Annotated in this window: 22 protein-coding genes and 1 pseudogene; 16 read left to right on the top strand and 7 right to left on the bottom strand. The window is 68.4% G+C overall.

Annotation, left to right across the window (positions count from 1 at the left end; all coding sequences use genetic code 11):
• The 4 genes and pseudogenes from KGQ91_RS16525 to KGQ91_RS16510 all read left to right on the top strand — a co-directional run.
• Nucleotides 1-166 (top strand): annotated as a pseudogene (locus tag KGQ91_RS16525) (TRAP transporter large permease subunit); the annotation flags it as partial.
• Nucleotides 167-177: 11 nt separating this feature from the next.
• A complete protein-coding gene (dgoD, locus tag KGQ91_RS16520; protein WP_224421533.1) occupies nt 178-1,326 on the top strand; it encodes a galactonate dehydratase in 1,149 nt (382 codons plus the stop codon).
• A 197-nt stretch (nt 1,327-1,523) separates the two neighbouring features.
• Nucleotides 1,524-2,210 (top strand): 2-dehydro-3-deoxy-6-phosphogalactonate aldolase, encoded by a 687-nt coding sequence (locus KGQ91_RS16515; protein ID WP_224421532.1) that lies wholly within the window; start codon nt 1,524-1,526, stop codon nt 2,208-2,210.
• Nucleotides 2,207-3,118, top strand: a complete 912-nt coding sequence (locus tag KGQ91_RS16510; protein ID WP_224421531.1) for a 2-dehydro-3-deoxygalactonokinase — start codon at nt 2,207-2,209, stop codon at nt 3,116-3,118. Before KGQ91_RS16515 ends, KGQ91_RS16510 begins: the two co-directional genes overlap by 4 nt.
• Nucleotides 3,119-3,408: 290 nt before the next feature.
• On the opposite strand, the gene KGQ91_RS16505 is transcribed toward KGQ91_RS16510, so the two are convergent.
• The gene (locus KGQ91_RS16505) at nt 3,409-3,921 is read right to left on the bottom strand and encodes a gluconokinase (RefSeq protein ID WP_224414279.1); all 513 of its coding nucleotides are present in this window, start codon (nt 3,919-3,921) and stop codon (nt 3,409-3,411) included.
• 338 nt (nt 3,922-4,259) lie between these two features.
• On the opposite strand from KGQ91_RS16505, the gene KGQ91_RS16500 reads away from it, so the two are divergent.
• The 7 genes from KGQ91_RS16500 to KGQ91_RS16470 all read left to right on the top strand — a co-directional run bounded on the left by KGQ91_RS16500 (nt 4,260) and on the right by KGQ91_RS16470 (nt 10,591).
• Nucleotides 4,260-5,138, top strand: a complete 879-nt coding sequence (locus KGQ91_RS16500; RefSeq protein WP_224414280.1) for an HAD-IIB family hydrolase — start codon at nt 4,260-4,262, stop codon at nt 5,136-5,138.
• Nucleotides 5,139-5,341: 203 nt separating this feature from the next.
• Entirely contained in the window at nt 5,342-6,208 is an 867-nt protein-coding gene (locus KGQ91_RS16495; protein ID WP_224421530.1) for an MBL fold metallo-hydrolase, read from the top strand.
• An 88-nt stretch (nt 6,209-6,296) separates the two neighbouring features.
• Nucleotides 6,297-7,550 carry an NAD(P)/FAD-dependent oxidoreductase gene (locus tag KGQ91_RS16490; protein ID WP_224421529.1) on the top strand — a complete coding sequence of 418 codons (1,254 nt, stop codon included), beginning with the start codon at nt 6,297-6,299 and terminating at the stop codon, nt 7,548-7,550.
• 59 nt (nt 7,551-7,609) lie between these two features.
• Complete coding sequence (locus KGQ91_RS16485; protein ID WP_224421537.1) at nt 7,610-8,071, top strand: YeeE/YedE family protein; 462 nt, start codon at nt 7,610-7,612, stop codon at nt 8,069-8,071.
• Nucleotides 8,068-8,481 carry a DUF6691 family protein gene (locus KGQ91_RS16480; protein WP_163649538.1) on the top strand — a complete coding sequence of 138 codons (414 nt, stop codon included), beginning with the start codon at nt 8,068-8,070 and terminating at the stop codon, nt 8,479-8,481. Before KGQ91_RS16485 ends, KGQ91_RS16480 begins: the two co-directional genes overlap by 4 nt.
• Nucleotides 8,482-8,609: 128 nt before the next feature.
• The gene (locus KGQ91_RS16475) at nt 8,610-9,287 is read left to right on the top strand and encodes a response regulator (RefSeq protein WP_224421528.1); all 678 of its coding nucleotides are present in this window, start codon (nt 8,610-8,612) and stop codon (nt 9,285-9,287) included.
• A complete protein-coding gene (locus KGQ91_RS16470) occupies nt 9,284-10,591 on the top strand; it encodes an ATP-binding protein (protein ID WP_224414286.1) in 1,308 nt (435 codons plus the stop codon). Before KGQ91_RS16475 ends, KGQ91_RS16470 begins: the two co-directional genes overlap by 4 nt.
• Nucleotides 10,592-10,621: 30 nt before the next feature.
• Here the strand turns inward: KGQ91_RS16470 and dsbG are convergent, their stop codons facing one another.
• The 4 genes from dsbG to KGQ91_RS16450 form a co-directional block, all read right to left on the bottom strand.
• Nucleotides 10,622-11,404, bottom strand: coding sequence for a thiol:disulfide interchange protein DsbG (gene dsbG, locus KGQ91_RS16465; RefSeq protein WP_224421527.1), 783 nt, complete (start codon nt 11,402-11,404; stop codon nt 10,622-10,624).
• 15 nt (nt 11,405-11,419) lie between these two features.
• Nucleotides 11,420-12,256, bottom strand: a complete 837-nt coding sequence (locus KGQ91_RS16460) for a TlpA family protein disulfide reductase (RefSeq protein ID WP_224421526.1) — start codon at nt 12,254-12,256, stop codon at nt 11,420-11,422.
• Nucleotides 12,253-14,157: a protein-disulfide reductase DsbD gene (dsbD, locus tag KGQ91_RS16455; protein ID WP_224414289.1), complete on the bottom strand. Its 1,905-nt coding sequence runs from the start codon at nt 14,155-14,157 to the stop codon at nt 12,253-12,255. The genes KGQ91_RS16460 and dsbD overlap by 4 nt, the downstream gene beginning before the upstream one ends.
• A gap of 83 nt (nt 14,158-14,240) precedes the next feature.
• The gene (locus KGQ91_RS16450; protein WP_224414290.1) at nt 14,241-15,713 is read right to left on the bottom strand and encodes a sensor domain-containing diguanylate cyclase; all 1,473 of its coding nucleotides are present in this window, start codon (nt 15,711-15,713) and stop codon (nt 14,241-14,243) included.
• Nucleotides 15,714-15,983: 270 nt separating this feature from the next.
• On the opposite strand from KGQ91_RS16450, the gene KGQ91_RS16445 reads away from it, so the two are divergent.
• The 4 genes from KGQ91_RS16445 to KGQ91_RS16430 are packed head-to-tail and all read left to right on the top strand — an operon-like array spanning nt 15,984 to nt 19,216.
• Complete coding sequence (locus KGQ91_RS16445) at nt 15,984-16,892, top strand: beta-keto acid cleavage family enzyme (protein WP_163649542.1); 909 nt, start codon at nt 15,984-15,986, stop codon at nt 16,890-16,892.
• Nucleotides 16,889-17,842 (top strand): L-carnitine dehydrogenase, encoded by a 954-nt coding sequence (locus KGQ91_RS16440; RefSeq protein WP_163649543.1) that lies wholly within the window; start codon nt 16,889-16,891, stop codon nt 17,840-17,842. Before KGQ91_RS16445 ends, KGQ91_RS16440 begins: the two co-directional genes overlap by 4 nt.
• Nucleotides 17,839-18,330 carry a thioesterase family protein gene (locus tag KGQ91_RS16435; RefSeq protein ID WP_224421525.1) on the top strand — a complete coding sequence of 164 codons (492 nt, stop codon included), beginning with the start codon at nt 17,839-17,841 and terminating at the stop codon, nt 18,328-18,330. Before KGQ91_RS16440 ends, KGQ91_RS16435 begins: the two co-directional genes overlap by 4 nt.
• A gap of 43 nt (nt 18,331-18,373) precedes the next feature.
• Entirely contained in the window at nt 18,374-19,216 is an 843-nt protein-coding gene (locus tag KGQ91_RS16430; protein WP_163649544.1) for an alpha/beta hydrolase fold domain-containing protein, read from the top strand.
• Nucleotides 19,217-19,233: 17 nt separating this feature from the next.
• Here KGQ91_RS16430 and KGQ91_RS16425 read toward each other — a convergent pair whose 3' ends face one another.
• Nucleotides 19,234-19,443, bottom strand: coding sequence for a DUF2061 domain-containing protein (locus KGQ91_RS16425; RefSeq protein ID WP_163649545.1), 210 nt, complete (start codon nt 19,441-19,443; stop codon nt 19,234-19,236).
• 338 nt (nt 19,444-19,781) lie between these two features.
• Between KGQ91_RS16425 and KGQ91_RS16420 the strand changes: the two genes are divergently transcribed.
• A complete protein-coding gene (locus KGQ91_RS16420; RefSeq protein ID WP_163649546.1) occupies nt 19,782-21,116 on the top strand; it encodes a D-alanyl-D-alanine carboxypeptidase family protein in 1,335 nt (444 codons plus the stop codon).
• Nucleotides 21,117-21,200: 84 nt separating this feature from the next.
• Here KGQ91_RS16420 and KGQ91_RS16415 read toward each other — a convergent pair whose 3' ends face one another.
• Nucleotides 21,201-23,255, bottom strand: coding sequence for a choline transporter (locus KGQ91_RS16415; protein ID WP_163649547.1), 2,055 nt, complete (start codon nt 23,253-23,255; stop codon nt 21,201-21,203).
• Between the last annotated feature and the right edge of the window lie 387 nt (nt 23,256-23,642).

Below are 23,642 nucleotides of genomic sequence, written 5' to 3'. Positions count from 1 at the left end.
CCTGTCACCGCCGTTCGGCCCGGCCGCCTTCTACCTCAAGGGCGTGGCGCCGCCGAGCATCAGCTTGAAGGACATCTTCGTGTCGCTGCTGCCGTTCATCGCCATCCAGCTGGTGGTGCTGTTCGGCCTGCTGTTCTTCCCCGATCTGGCCATGTGGTTAGTCTAAAAAGGACCATCATGAAAATTACCCGACTCAAGACCTGGCAGGTGCCGCCACGCTGGCTGTTCCTCAAGATCGAGACCGATGAGGGCTGCTACGGCTGGGGCGAGCCGGTCGTGGAAGGCCGGGCGGCGACCGTCGAGGCGGCGGTGCACGAGCTGGCGGACTACCTGATCGGCGAGGACCCGCATCGCATCGAGCACCTGTGGAACACGCTGTACCGCGCCGGCTTCTATCGCGGCGGGCCGATCCTGATGAGTGCCATCGCCGGCATCGACCAGGCGCTGTGGGATCTCAAGGGGCGCGACCTGGGCGTGCCCGTGCACCAGCTGCTGGGCGGCAAGGTGCGCGATCGCATGCGCATGTACGCCTGGACCGGCGGCGACCGGCCGAGCGACGTGGGCGCCGGCGCCAAAGCGCTGGTCGATCAGGGCTTCACCGCGTTCAAGATGAACGGCACCCCGGAGATGCAGATCGTCGATTCCCACCGCAAGGTCGACGAGGCCGTGGCGCGGGTCGCCGAGGCCCGCGAGGCGGTGGGGCCGGACGTGGGCATCGGCATCGACTTCCACGGCCGTGTGCACCGGCCGATGGCCAAGGCGCTGCTGCGCGAGCTGGAGCCGTTCCACCCGATGTTCGTCGAGGAGCCGGTGCTGCCCGAGCATCTGCCGAGCCTCAAGCACATCGCCACCGGGCTGGGCTACCCGATCGCCACCGGCGAGCGGCTGCACACCCGCTTCCAGTTCCGTGACCTGCTGGCCGAGGGCATGGTCGACGTGATCCAGCCCGACCTGTCGCACTGCGGCGGCATCAGCGAGGGGCTGAAGATCGCCTCGCTGGCCTCCTGCTACGACGTCGCGCTGGCGCCGCACTGCCCGCTGGGCCCGTTGACCTTGGCTGCCTCGTTGCACGTCGATGCGGTAAGCCACAATGCCTTCATCCAGGAGCAGAGCATGGGCATCCACTACAATCGGGACAACGACGTGCTCGATTACCTGGTGGACAAGTCCGCGCTGAGCATTCAGGACGGCTTCTGCGCGATTCCCGACGGCCCCGGGCTGGGCGTGGAGATCGACGAGGCCTTCGTGGAGGAGCGCGCCAAGGTGGGCCACCGCTGGCGCAATCCGGTGTGGACGCATGAAGACGGCTCGATCGCCGAATGGTGACCAGCGATAGCGTCGCGAATGAATTCGCTCACGTGGCTCGCGCCGATATCCAGGGCTTCTTGTGGGAGGGGATTTATCCCCGACAGCAGTGGCCGAGGCATCGCGACTGAAGTCGCTCCCACATGTTAAGTCACTCTCGCATATTCCCGCCTTGAGCGCTTCATGGGCGTGGCATTGAAGAGTTACAGGAGGCAACGATGAACGAGACTCGCCGGGCCGCCCTTCAGGCGGCTCTCGATGACCTGCCGCTGGTGGCGATTCTTCGCGGTGTGCACCCCGAGGAGGTCGAGGCCATCTTCGATGTCCTGGTGGCGGAAGGCTTCCGGTTGATCGAGATTCCGCTCAACTCGCCCAGCCCATGGGAGAGCATCGAGCGGATCGCCAGACGTTGTCCGGACCATGTGGTGGTCGGTGCCGGCACCGTGCTCGATCCGCAGGACTGCAGCCGTCTGGCGGACCTGGGGGCGCCGCTGGTGATTACCCCCAATACCGACCCGGCGGTGATAGCGGAAGCCCGGGCGCTCGACCTGGCGCCGCTGATCGGCTGCATGACGCCGACCGAAGCCCTGAGTGCGGCGCGTTCGGGGGCGCTTGCGCTCAAGCTGTTCCCGGCGGGCAAGCTGGGCACCGGTTACTTCAAGGACGTCAAGGCGGTGCTGCCGGCCGAGCTGCCGGTACTCGCGGTGGGCGGCATCGACGAGCACAACATGGACGAGTGGGTCAGCGCCGGCATCGACGGTTTCGGCTTCGGCGGCAGCCTCTACAAGGCGGGGCGCACGGCCGAGGACGTCGGCGCGCGCGCCCGGGTGCTGGTCGCCGAGTGGCGGCGGATCAAGGAGAGCCTGGACCAGGCCTCGGAACTCGAGCGCGAGGCCGACGCATGAGCGAGCGGCTGATCGCCATCGACTGGGGCACCAGCAACTTCCGCGCCTTTCTGGTCGACCGGGCCAGCGGCGAGTGCCTGGACTCGCGCCGCTCCGAGGCCGGACTGCGGGCCCTGTCCAGTGCCGAGTTCCCGCACTACTGCGCCGCCCAGATCGGCGACTGGCGCGAGGACGGCGGCGTTGAACGCGTGCCGGTCTATCTGGCCGGGATGGTCGGCTCGCAGCGGGGCTGGCGCGAGGCGCCGCAGCTGGACCTGCCGGTCGCCGCCGCGGATCTGGCGGCAAACGTGGTGCCGGCGCCGGGGCTCGACAACGCCTGGATCGTCCCCGGGGTCAAGGTGGTTCGCGAGGACCATGTCGACGTGATGCGGGGCGAGGAGATCCAGGCCTTCGGGGCCCTGGCGCGGCACGGCGGCGACTCGGCGCTGTGCTGCCTGCCGGGAACCCACAGCAAGTGGGCGCGCCTGGAGGGCGGACGACTGCTGGACTTCACCACCATGATGACCGGCGAGCTCTATCATGCGGTGCGCTTTCACACGCTGCCCGGCGAGCCGGCGCGGGCGTCGGCGGATTTCGATGCCGAGGCCTTCGCGCAGGGGCTGAAGGTGGCGCATCATCCGGGGGGATTGCTGCATGCCCTGTTCGAGGCCCGCAGCCGCCATCTGTATGCCGGGCTGGCGGCCGAGCAGGTCGGCAGTTTCCTGTCCGGCGTGACCATCGGCAGCGAGGTGCGCGCGCAGCGGGGGATGGCGCCCGAGGCGAGCGAGGTGCTGCTGGTCGGCTCGACGACCCTCAACGGCCTGTACCGGCGCGCCCTCGAGGCCGAAGGCTTCGTGCCTGTCGAGGTCGACAGCGACTCGGCGACCCTGGCCGGAGTGTGCGCGCTGGCCGAGCGACACGGCGCATGAGGCCGATGTATCGCGACTGAAGTCGCTCCCACAAGGGCCGGTGGCCTGGTTTTCCGGAGCCGGGGCTGGTCACCCAAGAGCGGTTGCTTGGGCTGGTTCCGGTGGGAGGGGATTGATCCCCGACAGCGGTGCCGTCGGCGGCCGGGGCATCGTGACTGAAGTCGCTTCCGTCACTGCAATGGCCGTGTCGGATGGCCTGGCTGATGAATTTCCGGATTCTCCTTATGAGACGAAAAAGGCGGCGCGGAAAGCGCCGCCTTTTTCGTGAGTCATCTTGCCGTTCCTGGCGGTCAGGCGTGGTTCAGATGGTCGATAAACCGTGCCACGATCCTGTCGGGTTTCTCACGGATATCGACGCGAAAGGCTTCATCCTCTCCCGGTGGTTCCAGGGTACCAAGCTGGCTGTCCAGCATGTGTTCGCCGGCGAAGAAATGCCCGCCCCGACTGTTGAGTCGTGACAGCAGGACATCGCGTTCCCCATGCAGGTAGAGGATCTTCAGGTCGGGTGCGCCACGCCGCAGAACGTCGCGATAATGGTGCTTGAGGGCGGAGCAACCGATCACCAGATCATGGCCGATTTCGCGATGCTGGCGGTAGAGGTTGGAGAGGGTGTTCAGCCAGCCTTCCCGGTCGGTATCGGTGAGCGGCTCGCCGCGCGACATCTTGGCAATGCTGGTCGGGCTGTGGTGGTCGTCGGCATCGATGAATTCGGCGCCGATGGCCGACGCGACATCGCGCCCGATGTGCGATTTCCCCGAGCCGGAAACCCCCATGACGAGGATGCTTCGTGAGGTGGTCTGCATTTGCGATCGTCCGAGGTCGAATGGCAACAATGGCCGCCAATGATACCACTCTCATCACCAAAAAATGAGCCGATTTACGGTCCCGATCGCCTCCGGGAAGGCTCGAGGGCGCCGGGAAGGAGCAGGGCGAGTCGACGTGCACAGGCATGGTGCAGGAGACTGGCGGTCGCGCTTGGGGGCTGCGCCGACGAATGGACTATCGTGAGAGCAGGGCACGGCTCGGCATGGCGTGTGGTCTGGTGGCGTCTCGGGGACCGGGCCGCACGAAGCTGGCATGATCCGTGCTTGGTAGATAACACACAAGGCGATGCGTCGCCCCGGTTGCCGGGAGGAATGACATGACGGGGTCCAGGGTTTCACCGCGCGAATGGCTGGTCTTCACCGATCTGGATGGCTCGCTTCTCGATCACGACAGCTACGACTGGTCGCCGGCGGCGGACTGGCTGCGGCGGCTGCGCGAGGCCGGTACGCCGGTGATTCCGGTCTCCGGCAAGACCCGCGCCGAGCTGTTGCCGCTGCGCCGCGAACTGGCGCTGGAGGCGACGCCGTTCATCGCCGAGAACGGCGCGGTGATCGGGCTGCCGTCGAACTGGCAGCATGCGCGGCTCGATCGCGATCCGCAGGACATCGGCGGGTTGAGCATCAAGACGCCCGGGGTCGACAGCGCCTTCCTGCGGAGCCGACTGACGGTACTGCGCGAGCGTCTGGGCCTGCATTTTCGTCTCATGAGTGAGCTGTCCGTCGCGGCGGTCGTCGAGGCGACCGGGTTGAGCGAGGCCGGGGCCGAGCACACCCGCCTGCGTGAGGGCAGCGAACCCCTGCTCTGGGATGACGACGAGGCCGCGCTGGCACGGCTTCACCAGGCGCTGGCCAACGATGGCCTGATGATGACCCGTGACGGGCGTTTCTGGCACGTGATGGGCGATGTCGACAAGGGGCGGTCGCTGCGCTGGCTGGTGGCGCGCTATCAGGCGCTGCGGGGCGTCACGCCGGATACACTGGGCCTGGGGGACGGCCCCAACGATGTCCCCCTGCTGGAGGCGGTCGAGGCACCGGTGCTGATTCGCGGTGTGCACCGCCAGCCCGTCGCGGTGCGCCACGCGGCGCTGTATCGAACCCGGGAGACCGGCCCGCGCGGCTGGGCGGAGGGGCTGGACTACTGGCTGGGCGCGTGCGGGCCGGCGCCGCCGGCCCCCCTGGAAGAGGCATCATCATGAGCGATTCCAGCCGGATTCGCCCGCCGGCGGCGGGCGCTTTCCGATCGGCACGAACGCGAGGCGGCGGAGCAGGGCAGGCCGGCCGAGGCCCGATGGTGAGCAGGGCGCATAGTCCTGTCCTCATATAGATAAAAAAAGAATAACGTTAGAACAAAATATGCGTTATGCTGGTGGGAATTCCGATAGCGTAAAGGAGCCATCCCATGCGCAATCCCGTCGTGACCCACTTCTTCGACGAGCCCACCAACACCTTCAGCTACGTGGTTCGCGATCCCGACAGCCACGCCTGCGCGATTCTGGACTCCGTGCTCGATTTCGATTACGCCGCGGGACGTACCGACGTCCGCTCCGCGGACGCCATCATCGACTTCATCCGCCGCGAGGGGCTCGAGGTCGAGTGGATCCTCGAGACCCACGTGCACGCCGACCACCTGTCCGCCGCGCCCTATCTGCACGACAAGCTGGGCGGCAGGACCGGGATCGGCGCGCATATCACCGAAGTCCAGGCGATCTTCGGCAAGGCCTTCAATGCCGGCAGCGAGTTCGAGCGCGATGGCAGCCAGTTCGATCGGCTGTTCGCCGAGGGGGATACCTTCCGCATCGGCAACCTGGAAGGCCGGGTGCTGCACACCCCGGGCCATACCCCGGCCTGCCTGACCTACGTGATCGGCGATGCCGCCTTCGTCGGCGACACGCTGTTCATGCCGGACTACGGCACGGCGCGCTGCGATTTCCCGGGCGGCGATGCACGTACCCTCTATCGCTCGATCCAGAAGGTGCTGGCCCTGCCGCCGGAAACCCGGCTGTTCCTGTGCCATGACTACAAGGCGCCCGGGCGCGACGAGTACGCCTACCAGACCACCGTGGCCGAGCAGCGCCGGGACAACATCCACGTGCACGAAGGCACCACCGAGGAGGCGTTCGTCAAGATGCGCACCGAGCGCGATGCCACCCTGGGCATGCCGCGCCTGATCCTGCCGTCCGTGCAGGTCAACATGCGCGCCGGGCACTTCCCGCCTGCCGAGGACAACGGTCAGATCTACCTCAAGGTGCCGATCGACCGTTTCTGAGCGATCATTGCCTGCCGGTGCCGCCCCCGGCCGCGTCCGCGGTCGAGGGCGGTCGCTTGCCATGTCCACCGAATTCCGGAGTCCTTTCATGTCTGCCAACGAATCCGTCGCCTCCCCCTCGGGCCGTCACGATGTGCTGATCATCGGTGGCGGCGCCGGGGGGATCGCCCTGGCCGCCAGCCTGCACAAGCGCCGTACCGAGCTGGATATCGCCATCATCGATCCCGCCGATCATCACGACTACCAGCCCGGCCAGACGATGGTCGGCGGTGGTGTCTTCCAGGCGTCGCAGATTCGCCGGCCGATGCGTGACGTGATGCCCGAGTTCGTGCACTGGTACCCCCAGGCCGCCGAGGCGATCGATCCCGAGGCACGCCGCGTGACGCTCGACGACGGGCGCGCGCTGGACTATCGGGCGCTGGTCGTGGCCCCCGGGCTGGTGCTCGACTGGGGCGCCATCGAGGGGCTGGAGGCGACACTCGGTGAAAACGGCGTGACCTCCAACTACCGCTACGATCTGGCGCCCTATACCTGGTCACTGGTGGAGTCGCTGTCGTCCGGCCGGGCACTGTTCACCCAGCCGCCGATGCCGATCAAGTGCGCCGGCGCGCCGCAGAAGGCGATGTACCTGGCCTGCGATGCCTGGCGGCGTCGGGGCGTGCTCGACAACATCGACGTGAGCTTCCACAACGCCGGCGGCGCGCTGTTCGGCGTCGCCGACTACGTGCCGGCGCTGCAGGAATACGTGTCGCGCTACGGCATCGACCTGTGCTTTCAGCAGACGCTGAAGGCCGTGGATGGCCCGTCGCGCAAGGCGGTTTTCCGGGTCCAGGGCGAGGCCGGCGAGGAGGATGTCGAGGTGGCCTTCGACATGCTGCACGTGGTGCCCCCGCAGCGGGCACCGGAACTGGTGAGCCGCTCGGTGCTGGCCAACGACGCCGGCTGGCTGGATCTGGACGATAGCACGCTGCAGCATCGTCATTACCCGTCCGTCTTCGGGCTGGGCGACGTCAGCGGTACCGCCAATGCCAAGACCGCCGCGGCGGTGCGCAAGCAGGCGCCGGTGGTGGCCGAGAACCTGCTGGCCTGGCTGGATGACCGGCCCCTGGCGGCGGCCTATCTGGGCTATGGTGCCTGCCCGCTGACCGTGGAAAGGGGGCGGGTGGTGCTGGCGGAGTTCGGCTATGGCGGCCAGCTGCAGCCGACCCTGCCCACCTGGCTGATCGAGGGTACCCGGGCCACGCGGCTGGGCTGGACGCTCAAGGCCCATGTCATGCCGCGGCTCTACTGGGATGCCATGCTCAAGGGGCGCGAGTGGCTGGTCGAGCCGGCGTCGCGCTGAACGAGGCATCATTCATCTCCGCCCCCACGGGCGGCACTAGGCAGTCAGGAGGAATGCGTGTGGACATGGCAGCGAGTCTGCAGGGGCTTGCCGGCGGGGTGCTGATCGGCCTTTCGGCCGTGTGGCTGATGGCCACCCTGGGCCGTATCGCCGGCATCAGCGGGATTCTCTCGGGGCTGATCTGGGAGCGTCCGGCGGGCGACAGCGCCTGGCGCCTGGCCTTTCTGGCCGGGCTGATCGTCGGCCCGCTGCTGCTGGTGCTTGCCGGCGGTGGCCTGGGCAACGTCGCCGGCGAGCCGGGGGCGGTGATCGGTGCGCCGATCGGCGGCACCGGGCTGATGCTGGTCGCCGGCCTGCTGGTGGGGCTGGGCACCGGCCTGGGCAGTGGCTGCACCAGTGGCCACGGGGTCTGCGGGCTGGCGCGCCTGTCGCCGCGCTCGCTGGCGGCGACGCTGGTCTTCGTGGCGGCGGCGATGCTCACCGTCTATGGGGTTCGTCACGTGCTGGGAGGTGGCGCATGAAGACGCTCATGGGATTCGTGGCCGGGCTGCTGTTCAGCCTGGGGCTGGCCATCAGCGGCATGACCGACCCGGCGCGGGTGGTGGGGTTTCTGGACATCGCCGGTGCCTGGGATCCGACGCTGATCTTCGTGCTCGGCGGGGCGGTGGTGACCACCTTCATCGGCTACCGGCTGGTCTGGAAGCGCGATCAGCCCCTGTTTGCCGGGCGCTTCGCGCTGCCCACCCGCCGCGATCTGGACCCCCGGCTGCTGGGCGGCGCGGCGCTGTTCGGCATCGGCTGGGGCCTTTCCGGTTACTGCCCGGGACCGGCCGTGGCCTCGATCGCCGGGCTGAGCCTGCCGCTGGCCGCGATGCTCATCGCCATGGCCGCCGGCTGGTGGGTGGCGAAACGGTTCAGCGGGTCTCATTGACCCGGCTGCACGGCGATGCCTTCCCGATCGCCGTGCGCCGCCTTGCTCGCCGCCGGCGTTTTTCCTCATTCCCGCTTAATCGGGCACTGCGATACTGAGTGTCGCCCGAGCATCAGCAGGAAGGTCGCATGAGAGTATTGCTTGTCGAGGATGACGCCGCGGTGGCCGCGGGCATCGAGGCGGGGCTGGGGCTTTCCGAATTTATCGTCGATACCGTGGGCACCCTGGCGGCTGCCCGTGCCGCGCGACAGGCGATCGGCTATGACCTCGTGGTGCTCGATCGGCGCCTGCCGGACGGCGAGGGGCTGGCATTGTTGCAGGCGTGGCGCCGCGAGGGTGTCGCCATCCCCGTGTTGATGCTCACGGCACGCGATGCCGTCGCCAGTCGCGTCGAGGGCCTGCAGGGCGGCGCCGACGATTATCTGGTCAAGCCGTTCGATCTCGACGAACTGACTGCCCGGCTCCAGGCGCTGCTGCGTCGCACGGCGGGGCAGGCCGGTCGCCTGCTGCATCACGGACGCCTCGCCTTCGATCCCGTGGATCGCAGCGTGATGCTCGACGGCGTCCCCGTGGCGCTGATCCGCCGTGAACGGATGCTGCTGGAGGCCCTGATTCGAGCCCGCGGGCGCCTTCTCAGTGCCGATCAGTTGAAGGATCGCCTTTACGGGATCGATGACGAGGTCGAGAGCAACGCACTCAACGTGCATATCTACCAGCTACGCCGCAAGCTGGGCCGTGGCGTGATCGAGACGGTGCGCGGCGTCGGCTACCGGCTGGGGAGTGTCGATGAGGCAGCGCACGCGTGAGCCTGCGATTGCGACTTGTCGTGACGCTGGGTGTCACGTTGCTTGCGCTGTGGGGAATCACCGCCGCCTGGCTGATTCGCGATCTGTCGACGCAGTTCGAGCAATCGCTGGACCAGCGCCTGGCCCAGTCGGCGCGCATGGTCGCCGGGTTGATGGACCGGGTGCCGGTCGATGCCTGGCGTGGCGACACGGGTGCGCTACCGGTCATTCCCGACCTGGAGGGTGTGGCCTGTCGCGTGTCGTCGCTGCGAGGACAGGTGGTGGCGGGTACACACCCGGAATTGAATGATGTGCTGGCGGCGAGCGCCGAAGGTTACGGCTATCGTCGGCACGACGGCCAGCGCTGGCGCGTCTACACTCTGATCGACGAGAACCGGCGCATCACGGTGGCGGATCGCATGCGCGAACGCGAGTCGCTGCTCACCCAGGTGCGTCGTGCCGCGTTTTACCCGTTTCTGCTCGCCCTGACCGGCAGCCTGGTCGCCTTGTGGTGGGGAGTGACACGGGGGCTGGCGCCGCTGGCCCGGCTGCAGCGGCGGCTGGTACAGCGTGATCACGACGACCTTTCGGCGCTGCCCACCCGAGGGCTGCCCGGCGAGATCCGCCCGCTGATCGACGGCTTCAACTCCCTGCTGGCACGTACCCGGCGCATGCTGGAGCGCGAGCAGCGTTTCACCGATGACGCCGCCCATGAACTGCGCACGCCGTTGACGGCGGTGCGAACCCACCTGCAGGTGGCGCGGCGGGTCGACGGTGAGCGTCACCGGGAAGCCATGCAGCAGGCCGAGGCGGGGGTGGTGCGTTTGACCCGCACCCTCGAGCAGCTGTTGCTGCTGGCGCGAATGGATAATGACGTCGGGCGGGGGGATCTCGAGCCGGCACGGCTTGGCGAGGCGCTGGAGGCCGCCATGGCCGAGACCCACAGCCATGACCGCTGCCGGCTTGCCGGGGTGGACGCTTCGCTGCGCATCGCCATGCCGGTCACGCTGCTGGCGACCGCCCTGCGCAATTTGATCGAGAATGCCCAGCACCATGGTGAGCCGGGCCACCCGATCGAGATCGGCGCGCGGCGTGGTGACTCGGGCGTGGTGATCGAGGTCATCAATCAGGGGGACGTCATCCCGCCGACGCGGCTGGCGAACCTGACCGATCGCTTTTATCGCGGCAACCACCCCCGGGGCAGCGGCCTGGGGCTGGCCATCGTCAAGGCCCTGGCCGAGCGTTTCGGAGGCGCCTTGACGCTCGCTTCCAGCACGGAGACGCCATTCCTGGTGCGCCTGCGGCTGCCGCAGGCGCACGATTGACGCGTGTCATGCCGGGGCCGTCGAGTCGGGTCAATCGCCGACGGGCCCGCCCATGATTTCGCGCAGCTTTTCCGGGCCGGGCGCGCCCATCACACGGTGTACGCCGTCAGCATCGCGGTAGAAGATGACCGGGGTCGCATTGAGCCGGGCATTACGCATCAGCCGGGTATTCTCCGACACCCAGCGTCGGCTCTCGTCACTGATGCGGTTGTTCGGCATGGTGCCGTCACGGTAATGCTCGCCGATGGCGGTGCTCGGATCCTCGGCGCTCAACAGGGTCGCGGCCTTGGCGGCGCTGTCGGCCTTGAGAACGCCGACCATCAGGTGGCGCAGCTGGACGTCGCCGTTTTCGACCCAGGGGCGGGCCTCCTGCCAGAATTTCCGGCAGTAGGGGCAGTTGGGGTCACTGAGGGTGTAGACCACGCGCTTGGCATCGGCAGAGCCGTCGCGCACCCAGTGATGCTCGGCCATCTGCTGCCATAGCCTGGCATTCTTGGGCCCGTTGACCAGTCGCTCCAGGGGCTTCGCCGATACGTCTTGCCCCTGGGCGTCGATCAGCGTGCCGATCACGGCATGGTCGCCATCGGGCGTGAGGTAGGCGGCGATGGCGCGGCCACGCAGGCTGGCCGCGTAGCCCTGAAGCCCGCCGGGGGCGTCAAACGTGCCGTGGATCGTCAGCCCCTGTTGCTTGAGTTGCTCGATAGGGGCCGGCAACTCCATGGCCTGGGCCGTCAGGCTGGTTACCAGCAGCAGGCCGGTAGCGAGGCCCAGCATCCGGCGAGCGGGACTGGCGATGGGTCGTCGATCTTGCATGGCTGTCAACTCCGTTCAGGGGGAGGCGGCTCGACGCAGGCGCTCGAGGCTGCGCGAGAGCGTGGCTCGGGAAGATTCCACTAAGTGTGTGTCCACCAGCTGACCGCTGGCGTCGTAGTAGAGCGTGGTGGGTATGCCCACGGCTCCCACGGTCTTGCCGAAGGCGCGGTGTGGATCGCGATAGAGGTGGTCGAGCGTGAGGGATTCGCGCTGCAGGAAGCCGTTGATGGTGGCGAGGGATTCGCCCTGGTTGAGGAACACGAAAGTCACCTCGTCGTTGCGCTGCTGGGCCTGCGCGAGCAGCGGCATTTCGCGTCGGCACGGCGGGCACCAGCTGGCCCACAGGTTGACCACCAGGGGGCGGGCGTCGTCGTGCACCAGTTCGGGGAGGCTCACTCGTGAGCCGTCGAGCCGGGTGAGTGGTGTATCGGGCAGCATGGGGCCGCGCTCGACGATCAGCGTCAGGGGGCCGGCGGTCAGGGACCAGGTCATGAGGCCGGCGAGGAGGGCGACGGCGAGTGGCCGGCGCTCGACGGAATGTCGCCAGCTGCGCCAGGCCCAGTAACCGAGCCCGGCCGCGACGCCGGCCAGCGGCTCGAAGCCGCCGTCGCGGATATCGAACCAGCCCAGGAACGAGGCATAGCTGTCCCGATAGCGCAACACGAAGGCGAGCCGTGCCGTGATCATGGCGAGCAGCAGGCCATTGAACAGGTGGTCGGCGGCCGCAACCTGTCGGCGCCGGCCAAGCCGGGTCGCCACCCCGAGGGCAACGGCGCAGGCCAGCATGAGCAGCAGCAGGTCAAGGGGCAGGACCAGCGGGCCAATGGCCAGGCTCCGATCCAGGGGGCTCATGGCGTCTTTCTCCCCGCCTGCCGGGCCCGGGCGTAGCGGTCGAGGAAGGCCGAGGCATCCACCTCGCCGATGATGCGGGCGCCGCGCAGCTCGTGGCCGTCCGGGCCGAACCACATCAGGGCCGGCGGGCCGAAGACCCCGAAGCGTTGCATGAGCGCCTTGTCGGTCGCGTCGTTGTCGGTCACGTCGATGCGCAGTCGCTGTACGTCCTTCAGGGCAGTCTTGACCTCGGGGTCGCCGAAGACCTCCTCCTCGATCACGTCGCAGGAGACACACCACTCGGCGGTGAACTCGACCAGTGTCAGCCTCGCCTGGTCGGCCGGGCTCGCGAGACGGGATTTCAGGGCGTCGAAAGTCTCGATGCTGTCGAAGGTCAACGGCTGGCTCGATGCGGGCGCGGTCGCGCCGGTGGGGACATAGACCCTCAGGGGGCGCCAGGGATCCTCGGCCCCGCCGGCGGCGCCGACCAGCACCAGGGTACTCCACAGCCCGATCACCCCGGCGCCGGCCTGCGCCAGCTGGCCCAGGGTGCGACCGCTCGACTCGCCTCTCGCCAGGTGGTACAGCGACACCGCGAAGCCCAGCCCCAGGGCGCCCCACAGCCCCAGCACGATGGCCTCGGGCAGCAGGCGGTCCAGGAACCCGATCGCCGTGCCGAGCAGCACGAAGCCGAAGATGCCGCGTACCCGGTTCATCCAGGGGCCCGGCCGGGGCAGCAGGCGGCTGCCCAGGGTGCCGATCAGCACCAGCGGCGCGCCCATGCCCAGACCGAGGGCCAGCAGGGCCGCGCCGCCCAGCCAGGGGTTGCCGCTTTCGGCGATGAACAGCAGGGCCCCGGCCAGCGGCGCGGTCGAGCAGGGGCCGACGAGCAGCGCCGAGAGCACCCCCATGAGCGCGGTCCCCTTGAAGCGGCCGCCACGCTGTCGCGACAGGACGCTGTCCAGACGTTGCCGGAGGATACGGGGCAGTTCCAGCTCGAAAAGGCCGAACATGGCCAGTGCCAGCACCCCGAACAGGGCCGAGAACAGGCCGATGAACCAGGCATTCTGGAGCAGTATCTGCAGGTTGGCGCCGGCCATCGCGGCGCTCACCCCGAGCAGCGCATAGGTGGCGGCCATGGGCAGCACGAAGACGCTGGACAGCAGGAATCCCGTGGTGCGACGGTGCCGGCCTTGCGGCTGTTGCCCCACGATCAGGCTGGAGATGATCGGGATCATCGGCAGCATGCAGGGGGTGAAGGCCAGCAGCAGCCCCATGCCGAAGAAGGCCAGCAGCGTCCAGGCCGTGTTGCCGCCGGCGAGCCGGGCCGCCAGCTGCTGGTCCTGAGCCTCGGGGACGCCGCTGGTCGCGGCGGGAGAGGGCGAGCCGGTCTCCGGAGAGCCGGTTTCCGAGGAAGCGGTCGTCGACGCGGTGGACGTGGTCGAGGCCGGTACCGGCGAGGCAGCGGTGCCGCTGGCGGTATCGAGGTCGTTCAGCGCGAAGGTGCGTTGCTGCGGCGGATAGCAGAGCCCGGCGTCGGCACAGCCCTGCCAGTGCAGGGTGAGGGTCTCGGCATCGCCGGGCTCGAGCGTCATGTGCAGCGTGTCGCGATACACTTCGGAGCGGCCGAAGTACTCATCCTCGATCGTCTCGCCGGCGGGGAGCGTCAGCGAGAGCCGGCGCCCATCCGCCTCGGCGGCGAAGCGGTGCCGGTAGAGGTAATAACCCGGCGTGATCTGCCAGTCGACCGTCAGGCTGTCGCCGTCGCGCGATAGCGTCGGCTGGAATGCCTCTTCGGGAGGCAGGAAGGTGCCCTCCCGATCGAAGAGCCCCTGTGCCGAGGCCAGCGAGGCCAGTGTCAGACACCCCAGCATCAGCACGGCGCGCAGACTGTTGAACCAATGACCTTTCCCGGCCTGCATTCCCGTCACTCCCGAGTCGCTTTGCAGGCAGGGTCGCGTATCGAGATGAGCCGAGAATGAAGTCGCGCCATATTCCCCTGTATTCAGGGGCTTCTCGCCCCCTTCACGGGGGAATGCACTGACGGACGGGCCTGCTTGGCCTTCAGCAGCCGGGCGTCGGCGCGTTTGAAGGCCTGGGTGAGCGTCTCGTGCCTTTCCAGGGTCACCACGCCGAAGGTGGCGGAGAGGTGGTGCTGCATGCCGGCCACGGGCAGGTCGCGTATCCGCTGCTGCAGCCGTTCGACCAGCTGCCGGGCCTGTTCCGCGTTTCGGTTGGGGAGCAGCAGGAGAAACTCGTCCCCGCCGAATCGGCCGAGCAGGTCATCCCGGCCCAGTGCCGGGCGCATCGCCATGCAGAGGTCGATCAACGCCCTGTCGCCCACGTCATGGCCATGGGTGTCGTTGATGGTCTTGAAGTAGTCCAGATCGAGTACGGCCAGCGAGAGCGGCTCGTCCCGCCGGCGTGTCTCGCCGAGCTTCTCCTCGGCGTAGTCGAAGAAGTAGCCACGGTTGGCGGCGCCGGTCAGTTCGTCATGCAGTGCCCGTTCGCTGAGCCGGCGATTCTGCGCTAGCAGCGAGGGAACGGCGAAGCCGAAGTAGCCGCTGGCCGCGATCACGCAGAGGGCGAACTGGTAGGTCAGGGATTGCTCGATCAGCCCCAGCGCCGCGACCCACAGGGCGGTCAGGATGCTGAACAGGGCGATGCTCAGGGCGCTGCGAAAGGGCGGCTCCGTGTAGACGATCCACATCTGCGGGATGATCAGGAAGAATACCCCGAAGGCGACCTCGGGCGAGTGCACATGTGCATCGAGCAGCATGATGAGGCTGAGCGCGGTCAGGCTGATCAGCAGCTTTCCTGCGAAGGCACACAGCCCGCCTGCCGAGGGCAGGAAGTTCAGGCCACCGAGCCAGGGCTCGACGTCGGGATAACGCCAGCTCAGCAGGCCCACGAACAGGGGGGTCAGCACCAGCACGCCGGCCATGTCGCCGACCCACCAGGGCAGCCAGAGCGCTCGAATGGCGACCCCAGCGAGCATGCCCGCGGTCTGCAGCGCGGCAATGCCGGTCAGGGTGGCGCACAGCGAGGCCAGGCTGCCGACGAGCAGAAACAGCGGCACGACCACCGGCACCGAGGGCACATCGCGAGTGCGGATCAGGCGCTTGAGCCCCCAGGCACCGAGTGCGTAGCTGCCGCAGTGCGCCAGGCCGAACAGCACTCCCGCGTAGAGGAGTTCGCGCCAGGCAAGCCCGGTCGCGTACAGGTGGTCGACCCAGAAGGTGGCAACGATCGCGCAGACCATCAGGGCGGGGAAGGCGCGCCGCCCCAGCATCAGGAAGGCGGCGAAGCTCAGCCCGGCCGGCGGAAACCACAGGCTGGCGTGGGGCGCGATTTCCATCAGCGTGGAGAGGCGCCATAGCAGCAGCCAGGCCAGGATCAGGCCGACATGACGCAGGCCTCGGGTGGCAGGACGGCTTTCTGCCCAGTCTTGCCGTTGCCCGGAAATTCCTGGCTGCATGCATGCCCCCTGTCAGGTGATGAAGTGGCCATCAGCGTGAGCCCCGCAGCGCATGGCCGGATAGGGAGGCACTCTATGGCAACCGGGCGTGCCTGGCGACCCCGGGTGTCAACCTTTCGCGAACGCAGCGGTCTGTGCCCGGCACGGGATACTCGCGGCCGGTCATGCCGGCGGTCGCCGGCGCCTCGTGGCGATCCCGTGTCGTGAATCGTCAAGTCGTGGTGCCATGCCGGCGTCAGACTGGGGACATTCTGTCATCGGAGGAACACCATGAATTCCCGAGTCATTCTCACCTGCGCCGTGACCGGCGCCGGCGATACCACCGCGAAGAATCCGCATGTGCCGGTCACGCCGGTCGAGATCGCCGAGGCGGCGGTCGAGGCCGCCCGTGCCGGTGCAAGCGTCGCGCACATCCACGTGCGGGATCCCGAGACCGGCGGCATCAGTCACTCCACAGAGCACTTCCGCGAGGTGGTCGAACGGGTTCGCGAGGCGGATACCGACATCGTGCTCAACCTGACCGGCGGCGGCGGCGGTGACTGGGTGCCGCATCCGGACGACCCGTATCGCGGCGGCCCGGGCAGCGACATGCAGACGCCCGCCGAGCGCCACGCCCCGGTGGGCGCGCTGCTGCCCGAGCTGTGCACCCTGGACTGCGGCAGCCTCAACTTCGGCGACGCCGTCTACATCAACACCGCCGACTGGCTGCGCGAGCACGCCCGACTCGTGCAGGCCGCCGGCGTCAAGCCGGAGCTGGAGTGCTTCGACCTGGGGCATGTCTGGTTCGCCCGCCAGCTGCAGGCCGAAGGCCTGCTCGAGGGCGATCCGCTGTTCCAGCTGTGCCTGGGCATCCCCTGGGGGGCGGAGGCCGATACCGAGACCATGCTGGCCATGCGCAACAAGCTGCCGGCGAACGCCAACTGGGCGGCGTTCGGCATCGGTCGCGCGCAGATGCCGATGGTCGCCCAGGCCGTGCTGCTCGGCGGTCACGCCCGGGTCGGCCTGGAGGACAACCTGTACCTGCGCAAGGGCGTGAAGGCCAGCAATGGCCAGCTGGTCGAGAAGGCCGCCGGGCTGATCGACAGCCTCGGCGCCCGGGTGATGACTCCGGCCGAGACCCGCGCGCACCTCAAGCTGCGTGATCCGCGTACCGGCAAGATCGTGGAGGGCGAGGCATGAGTCGGCTGGCAGTGATCGGCACCGGGGTGATCGGCAACGGCTGGATCGCCCGTGCCCTGGCGCAGGGCTGGGACGTGGTCGCCTTCGATCCGGCGGCGGGCGCCGAGGCGCGTACCCGCGAGGCGGTGGCCCGGGCCTGGCCGTCGCTGGAACGGTTGGGGCTGGCCGAGGGCGCGGACCCGGAGCGGCTCGCCTTCGCCGACAGCCTCGAGGCCGCGGTGGCGAACGCCGACCTGGTCCAGGAGAATGTGCCCGAGCGGCTCGACCTCAAGCGCGAGATCCTCGCCGCACTGGATGCCGCCGCGCCGGCCGGCGTGATCATCGGCTCGTCGACCTCCGGCTTCAAGCCCAGCGACCTGCAGCGCGACTGCACGCGGGAGCCGGGGCGGATCGTCGTCGCCCACCCCTTCAACCCCGTCTACCTGCTGCCGCTGGTGGAACTGGTCGGCGGCGAGGCGACCACCGCGGATCACCTCGCCCGCGCCGAGGCGCGCTATCGCGAGCTGGCGATGCGTCCGCTGGTGGTACGGCGCGAGATCGAGGGCCACATCGCCGACCGACTGATGGAGGCGCTGTGGCGCGAGGCACTGCATCTGGTCAACGACGGCGTGGCGACCACCGAGGAGATCGACGCCGCGGTGGTCTACGGCTGCGGGCTGCGCTGGTCGCTGATGGGTACCTTCCTGACCTTCCATCTGGCCGGCGGCGAGCAGGGCATGCGTCACATGCTCGAGCAGTTCGGCCCGGCACTGAAGCTGCCCTGGACCAAGCTCGAGGCACCGGAGCTCACCGACACGTTGATCGATCGTGTGGTCGAGGGCTGCGAACATCAGGCGGCGGGGCGCAGCATCGACGCCCTGGAGTCGCGCCGCGACGAGTTCCTGGTGCGCCTGCTGGCGCTGGTCGAGGAGTACTGGCCCGAGTCCGAGGGGCTGGAGGGGCGACTGTGAGCGAGACGATACCGCGGCGCGTGCTGGAGACCCGGGTGGCGTCCGAGTGGGTCGACTACAACGGCCACATGAACGATGCTGCCTATGCCCGCGTGTTTTCGCTGGCGGTCGATGCGCTGATGGAGTGGCTCGGCCTGGGAGAGGAGGGCCGCCGGCGCCACGCCTACACCCTCTATACTCTGGAGACGCACCTGTGCTATCGCCGGGAGGCCCATGAGGGACAGCCGCTGCAGGTGGGCGTGGTGCGGCTCGATGCCGATGCCAAGCGCCTGCACGCCTTCTTCACCCTGGAGGACGACCAAGGCCACTGTCTGGCGACCAGCGAGCAGATGCTGATGGGCATGGCCATCGACCGGGGTCGCCCGGCGCCGTTTCCGCCCGAGGTGGCCGAACGCCTGGCCGCGCTGCCGGGATGCGCGGGGGACGACTGGCCGGAGCTTGCCGGTCGACGTATCGGCATCGTGCGGCGGGACGACGCGACATCGTGAGCATGACGGCACCGACGAGCGCGGTGCCGGCGAGGAGGCTGTCATGACCGTCGAGGATTTCATCCGCGAGTTCGAGCAGGGCATGCGCGACGTGGGCGCCGCCGACGACTGGCTGACCGCGCGGCGTCGCTACGAGGCCCTGTGCGAGGCCTTCGCCCCGGCCGATCCGCCGGGGCTGAACTGGACCGACGACGAGGCGGACGGCGTGCGCATTCGCCGCTACATGCCGCCGGATGCCGCCTCGGGCGAGGTGCTCTACCTGCACGGTGGCGGCTGGACACTGGGTTCCGTGCGCAGCCACCACGGCATCGTCGCCGATTTGGCCCTGCGCCTGGGGCATCCGGTGACCAGTGTCGGCTATCGGCTCGCGCCCGAGGCCGACTACGGTCAGGCGCTGGACGACTGCCAGGCCGTGCTCGAGGACTGCCGGCCGGTGGCCCTGGCCGGCGACAGCGCGGGCGCCCGGCTGGCGCTGGATCTGGCGCGCCGGGTCGGCTGGCAGGGCCCGCTGGGCCTGATCTATCCGCCGGTGGGCATCCCCGATGCCGACTCCCTGGGGCCGGATGCGCCGCTGCTGGCCCGCGCGGAGATTCTGCAGATGTGGCGGGATATCGCCGACACCGTGCCGGCGCTGTGCGAGGCCCATCCGCCGGCACCGCACATCGAGGCGCTGGCCGTGGATCACGACCCCCTGACGCAGCCCTTCGAGGCGGCGATCGAACACTGGCGCGCGAACGGTGCCGATATCCGCTACCACCGGGCACCGGCGATGGTGCATGGCGCCCTGCATGCGCACGCCCGGCTGGCGCCCATGGGCGAGGCCTGGCAGGCCTTCTGCGCCGGGTTGCAGGAGCGCTTGGCCCGCACGCCGGTATCCAGCGACTGAACGGGTCGGGGAGCGTCTCAGGCGGCCAGCGGCAGCCGCCGGTCGCGTGCGTCACGACGGCGGCGCAGTCGTTCCCAGGCCTTCTCGTGCAGGAAGTAGGCCACGGAGTTGATGGCGGGTTCGACCAGCGCGATCAATCCGCCGACCACCCAGCTGCCGGTCAGCAGCCAGGTGACCGTGAAGGCCACCGAGAAATGCACGCAGGCAAAGGTCAGTGTCTTGAGCATGGCGGTCTGCCTCGGGGAGGAATGACTGTCATCACTATAGGCAGACGAGAATCATTCTTGAAGACGATTTCCGCAATCGGGTGAATAGCCCGCTGCTATCGAGGATATTCCCGGGATGGTTTCGCGCCTTCGGGACTGTTCAGTGGCGTATTGGCCGTGGACAATGGGGCGGCTGCGGAGTGAAGGGTCACTGACTGCATGAAGGGGGTTGCCTGCGTCGGGAGGCCGGGCGGCAGGAACCGCCGGAGTGGCATAGACTCGAGAAGAGTCTGTGCGCACCCTGTAGCGCCCGACGGTAGTCACAAGAAATCGCAAGGATATTACGCAAGGACATTCACATGGCCATCCTCGCCCCTCGCTCGCCCCGGCGTGCCTGCCGGCCCGTCGCGCGCGCGCCCCTGCCGCCTGCCCGGTTCGTGTCGCTGTCGCTCGCCGTACTGCTGCTGACGCTGCTCGCCACGACCGCCCAGGCCAAGCCCAACCCGCGCTATGCCTCCATCGTCATCGATGCCGCCAGTGGCGAGGTGCTGTCCGCGGCCAATGCCGATGCACCCCGCTACCCGGCCTCGCTGACCAAGATGATGACGCTGTACCTGCTGTTCGAGGCGCTGGATTCCGGCCGGCTGTCGCTGAACGACCGGCTGGCGGTATCGGCCCATGCCGCCGATCAGCCGCCCACCAAGCTGTGGCTCAAGACCGGCGGGCGCATCGCGGTCAAGGATGCCATCCTGGCGATGATCGTGCGCTCGGCCAACGACGTGGCGGTGGTGGTGGCCGAGAACCTGGCGCGCAGCGAACCGGCCTTCGCCCGGCGCATGACCGCCAGGGCGCGCGCGCTCGGCATGAATCACACGGTGTTCCGCAACGCCTCGGGGCTGCCCGACGACGCCCAGGTCACCACGGCCCGCGACATGGCCACGCTGTCGATGCACCTGATGCGCGACTTTCCCCAGTACTACGGCTATTTCGCCCGCACGGAATTCCGCTTTCGCGGCAAGACCATCCCCGGGCACAACAACCTGCTCGACAGCTACCCGGGCACCGATGGCCTGAAGACCGGCTACATCAATGCCTCCGGCTTCAACGTCGCGACCTCGGCGGTCCATGACGGCCGGCGCATCGTCTCGGTGGTGATGGGCGGCTTCACCGCCCGCTCCCGCGACGCCCACATGGCCCGGCTGCTCGATCGCGGTTTCGTCCGGGCCAGCCTGATGGACGGCAACGACTGGGTCGCCAAGACGGCGCTGTTCGATGGGCCGGGACAGGCGGCCCGCCGTGCCGCGACCGCCACCACGGTGGCGATGGCCGAAGCGCCGTCCGCCCGGGCTGACTCGGCCGTCGTCGGCCAGGGTGATGCGGGCGATCCGATCCGCGCGCTGATCGCGCAGGCCAAGGCGGGGGACACGCCGGGGGGCTCGGCGGTGAGTGCGGCCTGGGCGATTCAGGTCGGCGCCTTCAGTACCCGGCACCAGGCGCAGTCGCTGGCCTCGCGGGCCGCCGCCGCGCTGGCCGCGGACCTGCGCAGCGCTCGCCCGGCGGTGATGGCCGCCGAGGGCGACGCCAGTGTCTTCCGCGCCCGGGTGGTGGATCTGCGCGAGTCGCAGGCGCGTCGTTCCTGTCAGCAACTGCAGCAGCAGGGCATGGAGTGCGTGGTGGTCGCCAGCACGCGGTGAGGCGGTCTCGCCGCTCTTGGCACGACATGAAAACGCCCCCGTCCGGGGGCGTTTTCATTGACGGTAGCGCCTGCCGACACTGCCTCAGGCGGGCGACTGCGTGGCATCGTCGGGCAGCGAGGCCGTGTTGCCGGGCGCCTCGCGGTTGAGGTGCAGGAAGTGCAGGTGGCGTTCGTACTGATCGAGGATGTCCTCGATGACCTGCTCCTTGCTGTAGCCCATCAGGTCGTAGCCCTGGCTGCCCTCCAGCAGGTACACCTCCAGGCGGTAGTAGTCGGCGTTGGCGTGCTGGGCGCGCATCGCGAACGAGGGCGTGGCGAAGCGCCGCGGCCGGATCTGGTAGCTGAAGTCCTGCTCGCTGCCGTGGGTGACGTTGAGCGCCAGGCAGGCCTCGTCGCCGTCACCCTCGACGATGCGGGCTTCCACGCCCTGGGCCTTGAGTTCCCCGGCGACCTCTTCCATGGCCGGGTGAGCGATTTCGCTCAGGAAGCGCTGGGCACTGCGACGACCGGGAAAGCTCACGGCACGCGCCAGGCGCTGACGCCAGCTCTTGTGGCCGCGTTCCCCGCCGGTGCGGCTCGACAGGCTGCCGGCCAGGCTGGCGCGATGGCTGTCCTCCTTGCGGCCCTCGACCTTCAGCGCCTTGAGCAGGCCGGCCATCATGAAGAACAGCACGATCGAGAACGGCAGCCCGGTGACCACCACGGCGCTCTGCAGGGCGGAGAGGCCGCCGGCCATCAACAGGGCCAGGGTCAGCACGCCGATCACCGCCGCCCACAGGATGCGCATCCAGATCGGCGCGTCGCTGTTCACGTCATGCAGAATCGAGGTGAAGTTCGACAGCACCAGGGCGCCGGAGTCGCCGGAGGTAACGAAGAACACGATCGCCAGGATGGTGACCACGATGGTGGTCGCGCCGGTCCACGGGAACGACTCCAGGAACAGGTAGATGGAGGAGGCCGGGTTGTTCATGGCCTCCTGGCCGAAGGCCGCGGCACCGTTCATCAGCATGTCGATGGCGCTGTTACCCATGATCGACATCCACGCCATCATGAAGGCCAGCGGCAGGAGCAACGTGCCGGCGACGAACTCGCGGATGGTGCGCCCGCGCGAGATGCGCGCCAGGAACAGGCCGACGAACGGGCCCCAGGCGATCCACCAGGCCCAGAAGAACAGCGTCCAGCCGTTGAGCCAGTCGGTGGGCGGCTCGAAGGCGTAGGTGTTCATCGACAGGTCGACGAAGTGGGTGAGGTAGTCGCCGACGTTCATCACCAGGGCGTTGAGCAGGAACAGTGTCTTGCCGGTGAACAGCACGAACAGCAGCAGCGCCAGCGCCAGCAGCATGTTGAACTCGGAGAGCCGGCGGATGCCCTTCTCGACGCCGGTGACCGCCGACACCGTGGCGAAGAACACGATCATGATCACCAGCGCGGCCTGGATCAGGGTGTTCTCCGGCACGGCGAACATGTAGTTGAGGCCGAAGTTGAGCTGGATGACGCCGATGCCGAGGCTGGTGGCGATGCCGAACACCGTGCCGAGCACGGCGGCGATGTCCACGGTGTGGCCGATCGGGCCGTGGATGCGCTGGCCGAAGATCGGATACAGGGCGCTGCGGATGGTCAGCGGCAGGTTGTGGCGGTAGCTGAAGAAGGCCAGCGACATGCCGACCAGGGTGTAGATTCCCCAGCCGGAGAGCCCCCAGTGCAGGAAGGTCAGCTCCATGGCGCGGCGTGCCGCGGCGATGGTCTCGGCGTTGCCGTCCGGGGGCGCCAGGTACTGGGTGACCGGTTCGGCGATGCAGAAGAACAGCAGGTCGATGCCGATCCCCGCCGAGAACAGCATGGCCGCCCAGGAGGCCATGTTGAAGTCGGGGCGGGAGTGCTCCGGCCCCAGGCGGATCTTGCCGAAGCGCGACAGGCCGATGCCGATCACGAAGGCCAGGTAGACCACCACGGCGAGCACGTAGTACCAGCCGAAGGTGTCGGAAATCCAGCCCAGGGCGGTATTGATGATGCGGCTGGAGGAGTCGGTGAAGAACATCGTCCATACGGCGAAGATGACGATGCCGATCGCGGAGCCGTAGAACACCACGGGATTGAGGCGATCCCGCGGCTCGGCGTCAGTGTGTCGTGGGTGCATGTCGGGTCCTGTTGTCGTGTGGAACGGTGATCGCGACATCGCTCGAGGCACCCGGGCGGGCTGCCGGATGCAGGCACGCTTGGTAGCAGGACGCGGATCCCGCTGCCAAGCGTGGCTGACGAGCAAGCGATGCCCGATGGCGTTGCAAGTCGCCCTCCCGGCGAGTTTTTATTGATTGATCGTTCAATTAAAATACGCATCTCCTGGCGGCCTTGCAAGTCCCGGGAATGTCTCTGGCGGTGGTCGATGCGCTCGAGGCTGGGCCGGGGGCAGGCTCATCGCGACTGAAGTCGCACCCGCAAGGAGCTGCATTCCCGGGGCCGCCGCCGTGGTCTTGTGGGAGGGGGTTCATCCCCGACAGCGGTGGCCCGATGGCGGATTCCTCGC

This window comes from Modicisalibacter tunisiensis (genome assembly GCF_020148005.1).
Lineage (GTDB): Bacteria > Pseudomonadota > Gammaproteobacteria > Pseudomonadales > Halomonadaceae > Modicisalibacter > Modicisalibacter tunisiensis.
Note: the sequence above shows the minus strand (reverse complement) of the source record. Positions and strands in the feature narration are given on the sequence as shown.

What these genes read in the sequence shown, in the direction of transcription:
- KGQ91_RS16515 (WP_224421532.1), top strand. Translation starts at nt 1,524, where the DNA reads ATGAACGAGACTCGCCGGGCCGCCCTTCAGGCGGCTCTCGATGACCTG.
- dsbG (WP_224421527.1), bottom strand. Translation starts at nt 11,404, where the DNA reads ATGCAAGATCGACGACCCATCGCCAGTCCCGCTCGCCGGATGCTGGGC.
- dgoD (WP_224421533.1), top strand. Translation starts at nt 178, where the DNA reads ATGAAAATTACCCGACTCAAGACCTGGCAGGTGCCGCCACGCTGGCTG.
- KGQ91_RS16505 (WP_224414279.1), bottom strand. Translation starts at nt 3,921, where the DNA reads ATGCAGACCACCTCACGAAGCATCCTCGTCATGGGGGTTTCCGGCTCG.
- KGQ91_RS16460 (WP_224421526.1), bottom strand. Translation starts at nt 12,256, where the DNA reads ATGAGCCCCCTGGATCGGAGCCTGGCCATTGGCCCGCTGGTCCTGCCC.
- KGQ91_RS16430 (WP_163649544.1), top strand. Translation starts at nt 18,374, where the DNA reads ATGACCGTCGAGGATTTCATCCGCGAGTTCGAGCAGGGCATGCGCGAC.
- KGQ91_RS16425 (WP_163649545.1), bottom strand. Translation starts at nt 19,443, where the DNA reads ATGCTCAAGACACTGACCTTTGCCTGCGTGCATTTCTCGGTGGCCTTC.
- KGQ91_RS16480 (WP_163649538.1), top strand. Translation starts at nt 8,068, where the DNA reads ATGAAGACGCTCATGGGATTCGTGGCCGGGCTGCTGTTCAGCCTGGGG.
- KGQ91_RS16415 (WP_163649547.1), bottom strand. Translation starts at nt 23,255, where the DNA reads ATGCACCCACGACACACTGACGCCGAGCCGCGGGATCGCCTCAATCCC.
- KGQ91_RS16475 (WP_224421528.1), top strand. Translation starts at nt 8,610, where the DNA reads ATGAGAGTATTGCTTGTCGAGGATGACGCCGCGGTGGCCGCGGGCATC.
- KGQ91_RS16440 (WP_163649543.1), top strand. Translation starts at nt 16,889, where the DNA reads ATGAGTCGGCTGGCAGTGATCGGCACCGGGGTGATCGGCAACGGCTGG.
- KGQ91_RS16445 (WP_163649542.1), top strand. Translation starts at nt 15,984, where the DNA reads ATGAATTCCCGAGTCATTCTCACCTGCGCCGTGACCGGCGCCGGCGAT.
- KGQ91_RS16500 (WP_224414280.1), top strand. Translation starts at nt 4,260, where the DNA reads ATGACGGGGTCCAGGGTTTCACCGCGCGAATGGCTGGTCTTCACCGAT.
- KGQ91_RS16420 (WP_163649546.1), top strand. Translation starts at nt 19,782, where the DNA reads ATGGCCATCCTCGCCCCTCGCTCGCCCCGGCGTGCCTGCCGGCCCGTC.
- KGQ91_RS16495 (WP_224421530.1), top strand. Translation starts at nt 5,342, where the DNA reads ATGCGCAATCCCGTCGTGACCCACTTCTTCGACGAGCCCACCAACACC.
- KGQ91_RS16450 (WP_224414290.1), bottom strand. Translation starts at nt 15,713, where the DNA reads ATGCAGCCAGGAATTTCCGGGCAACGGCAAGACTGGGCAGAAAGCCGT.
- dsbD (WP_224414289.1), bottom strand. Translation starts at nt 14,157, where the DNA reads ATGCAGGCCGGGAAAGGTCATTGGTTCAACAGTCTGCGCGCCGTGCTG.
- KGQ91_RS16490 (WP_224421529.1), top strand. Translation starts at nt 6,297, where the DNA reads ATGTCTGCCAACGAATCCGTCGCCTCCCCCTCGGGCCGTCACGATGTG.
- KGQ91_RS16510 (WP_224421531.1), top strand. Translation starts at nt 2,207, where the DNA reads ATGAGCGAGCGGCTGATCGCCATCGACTGGGGCACCAGCAACTTCCGC.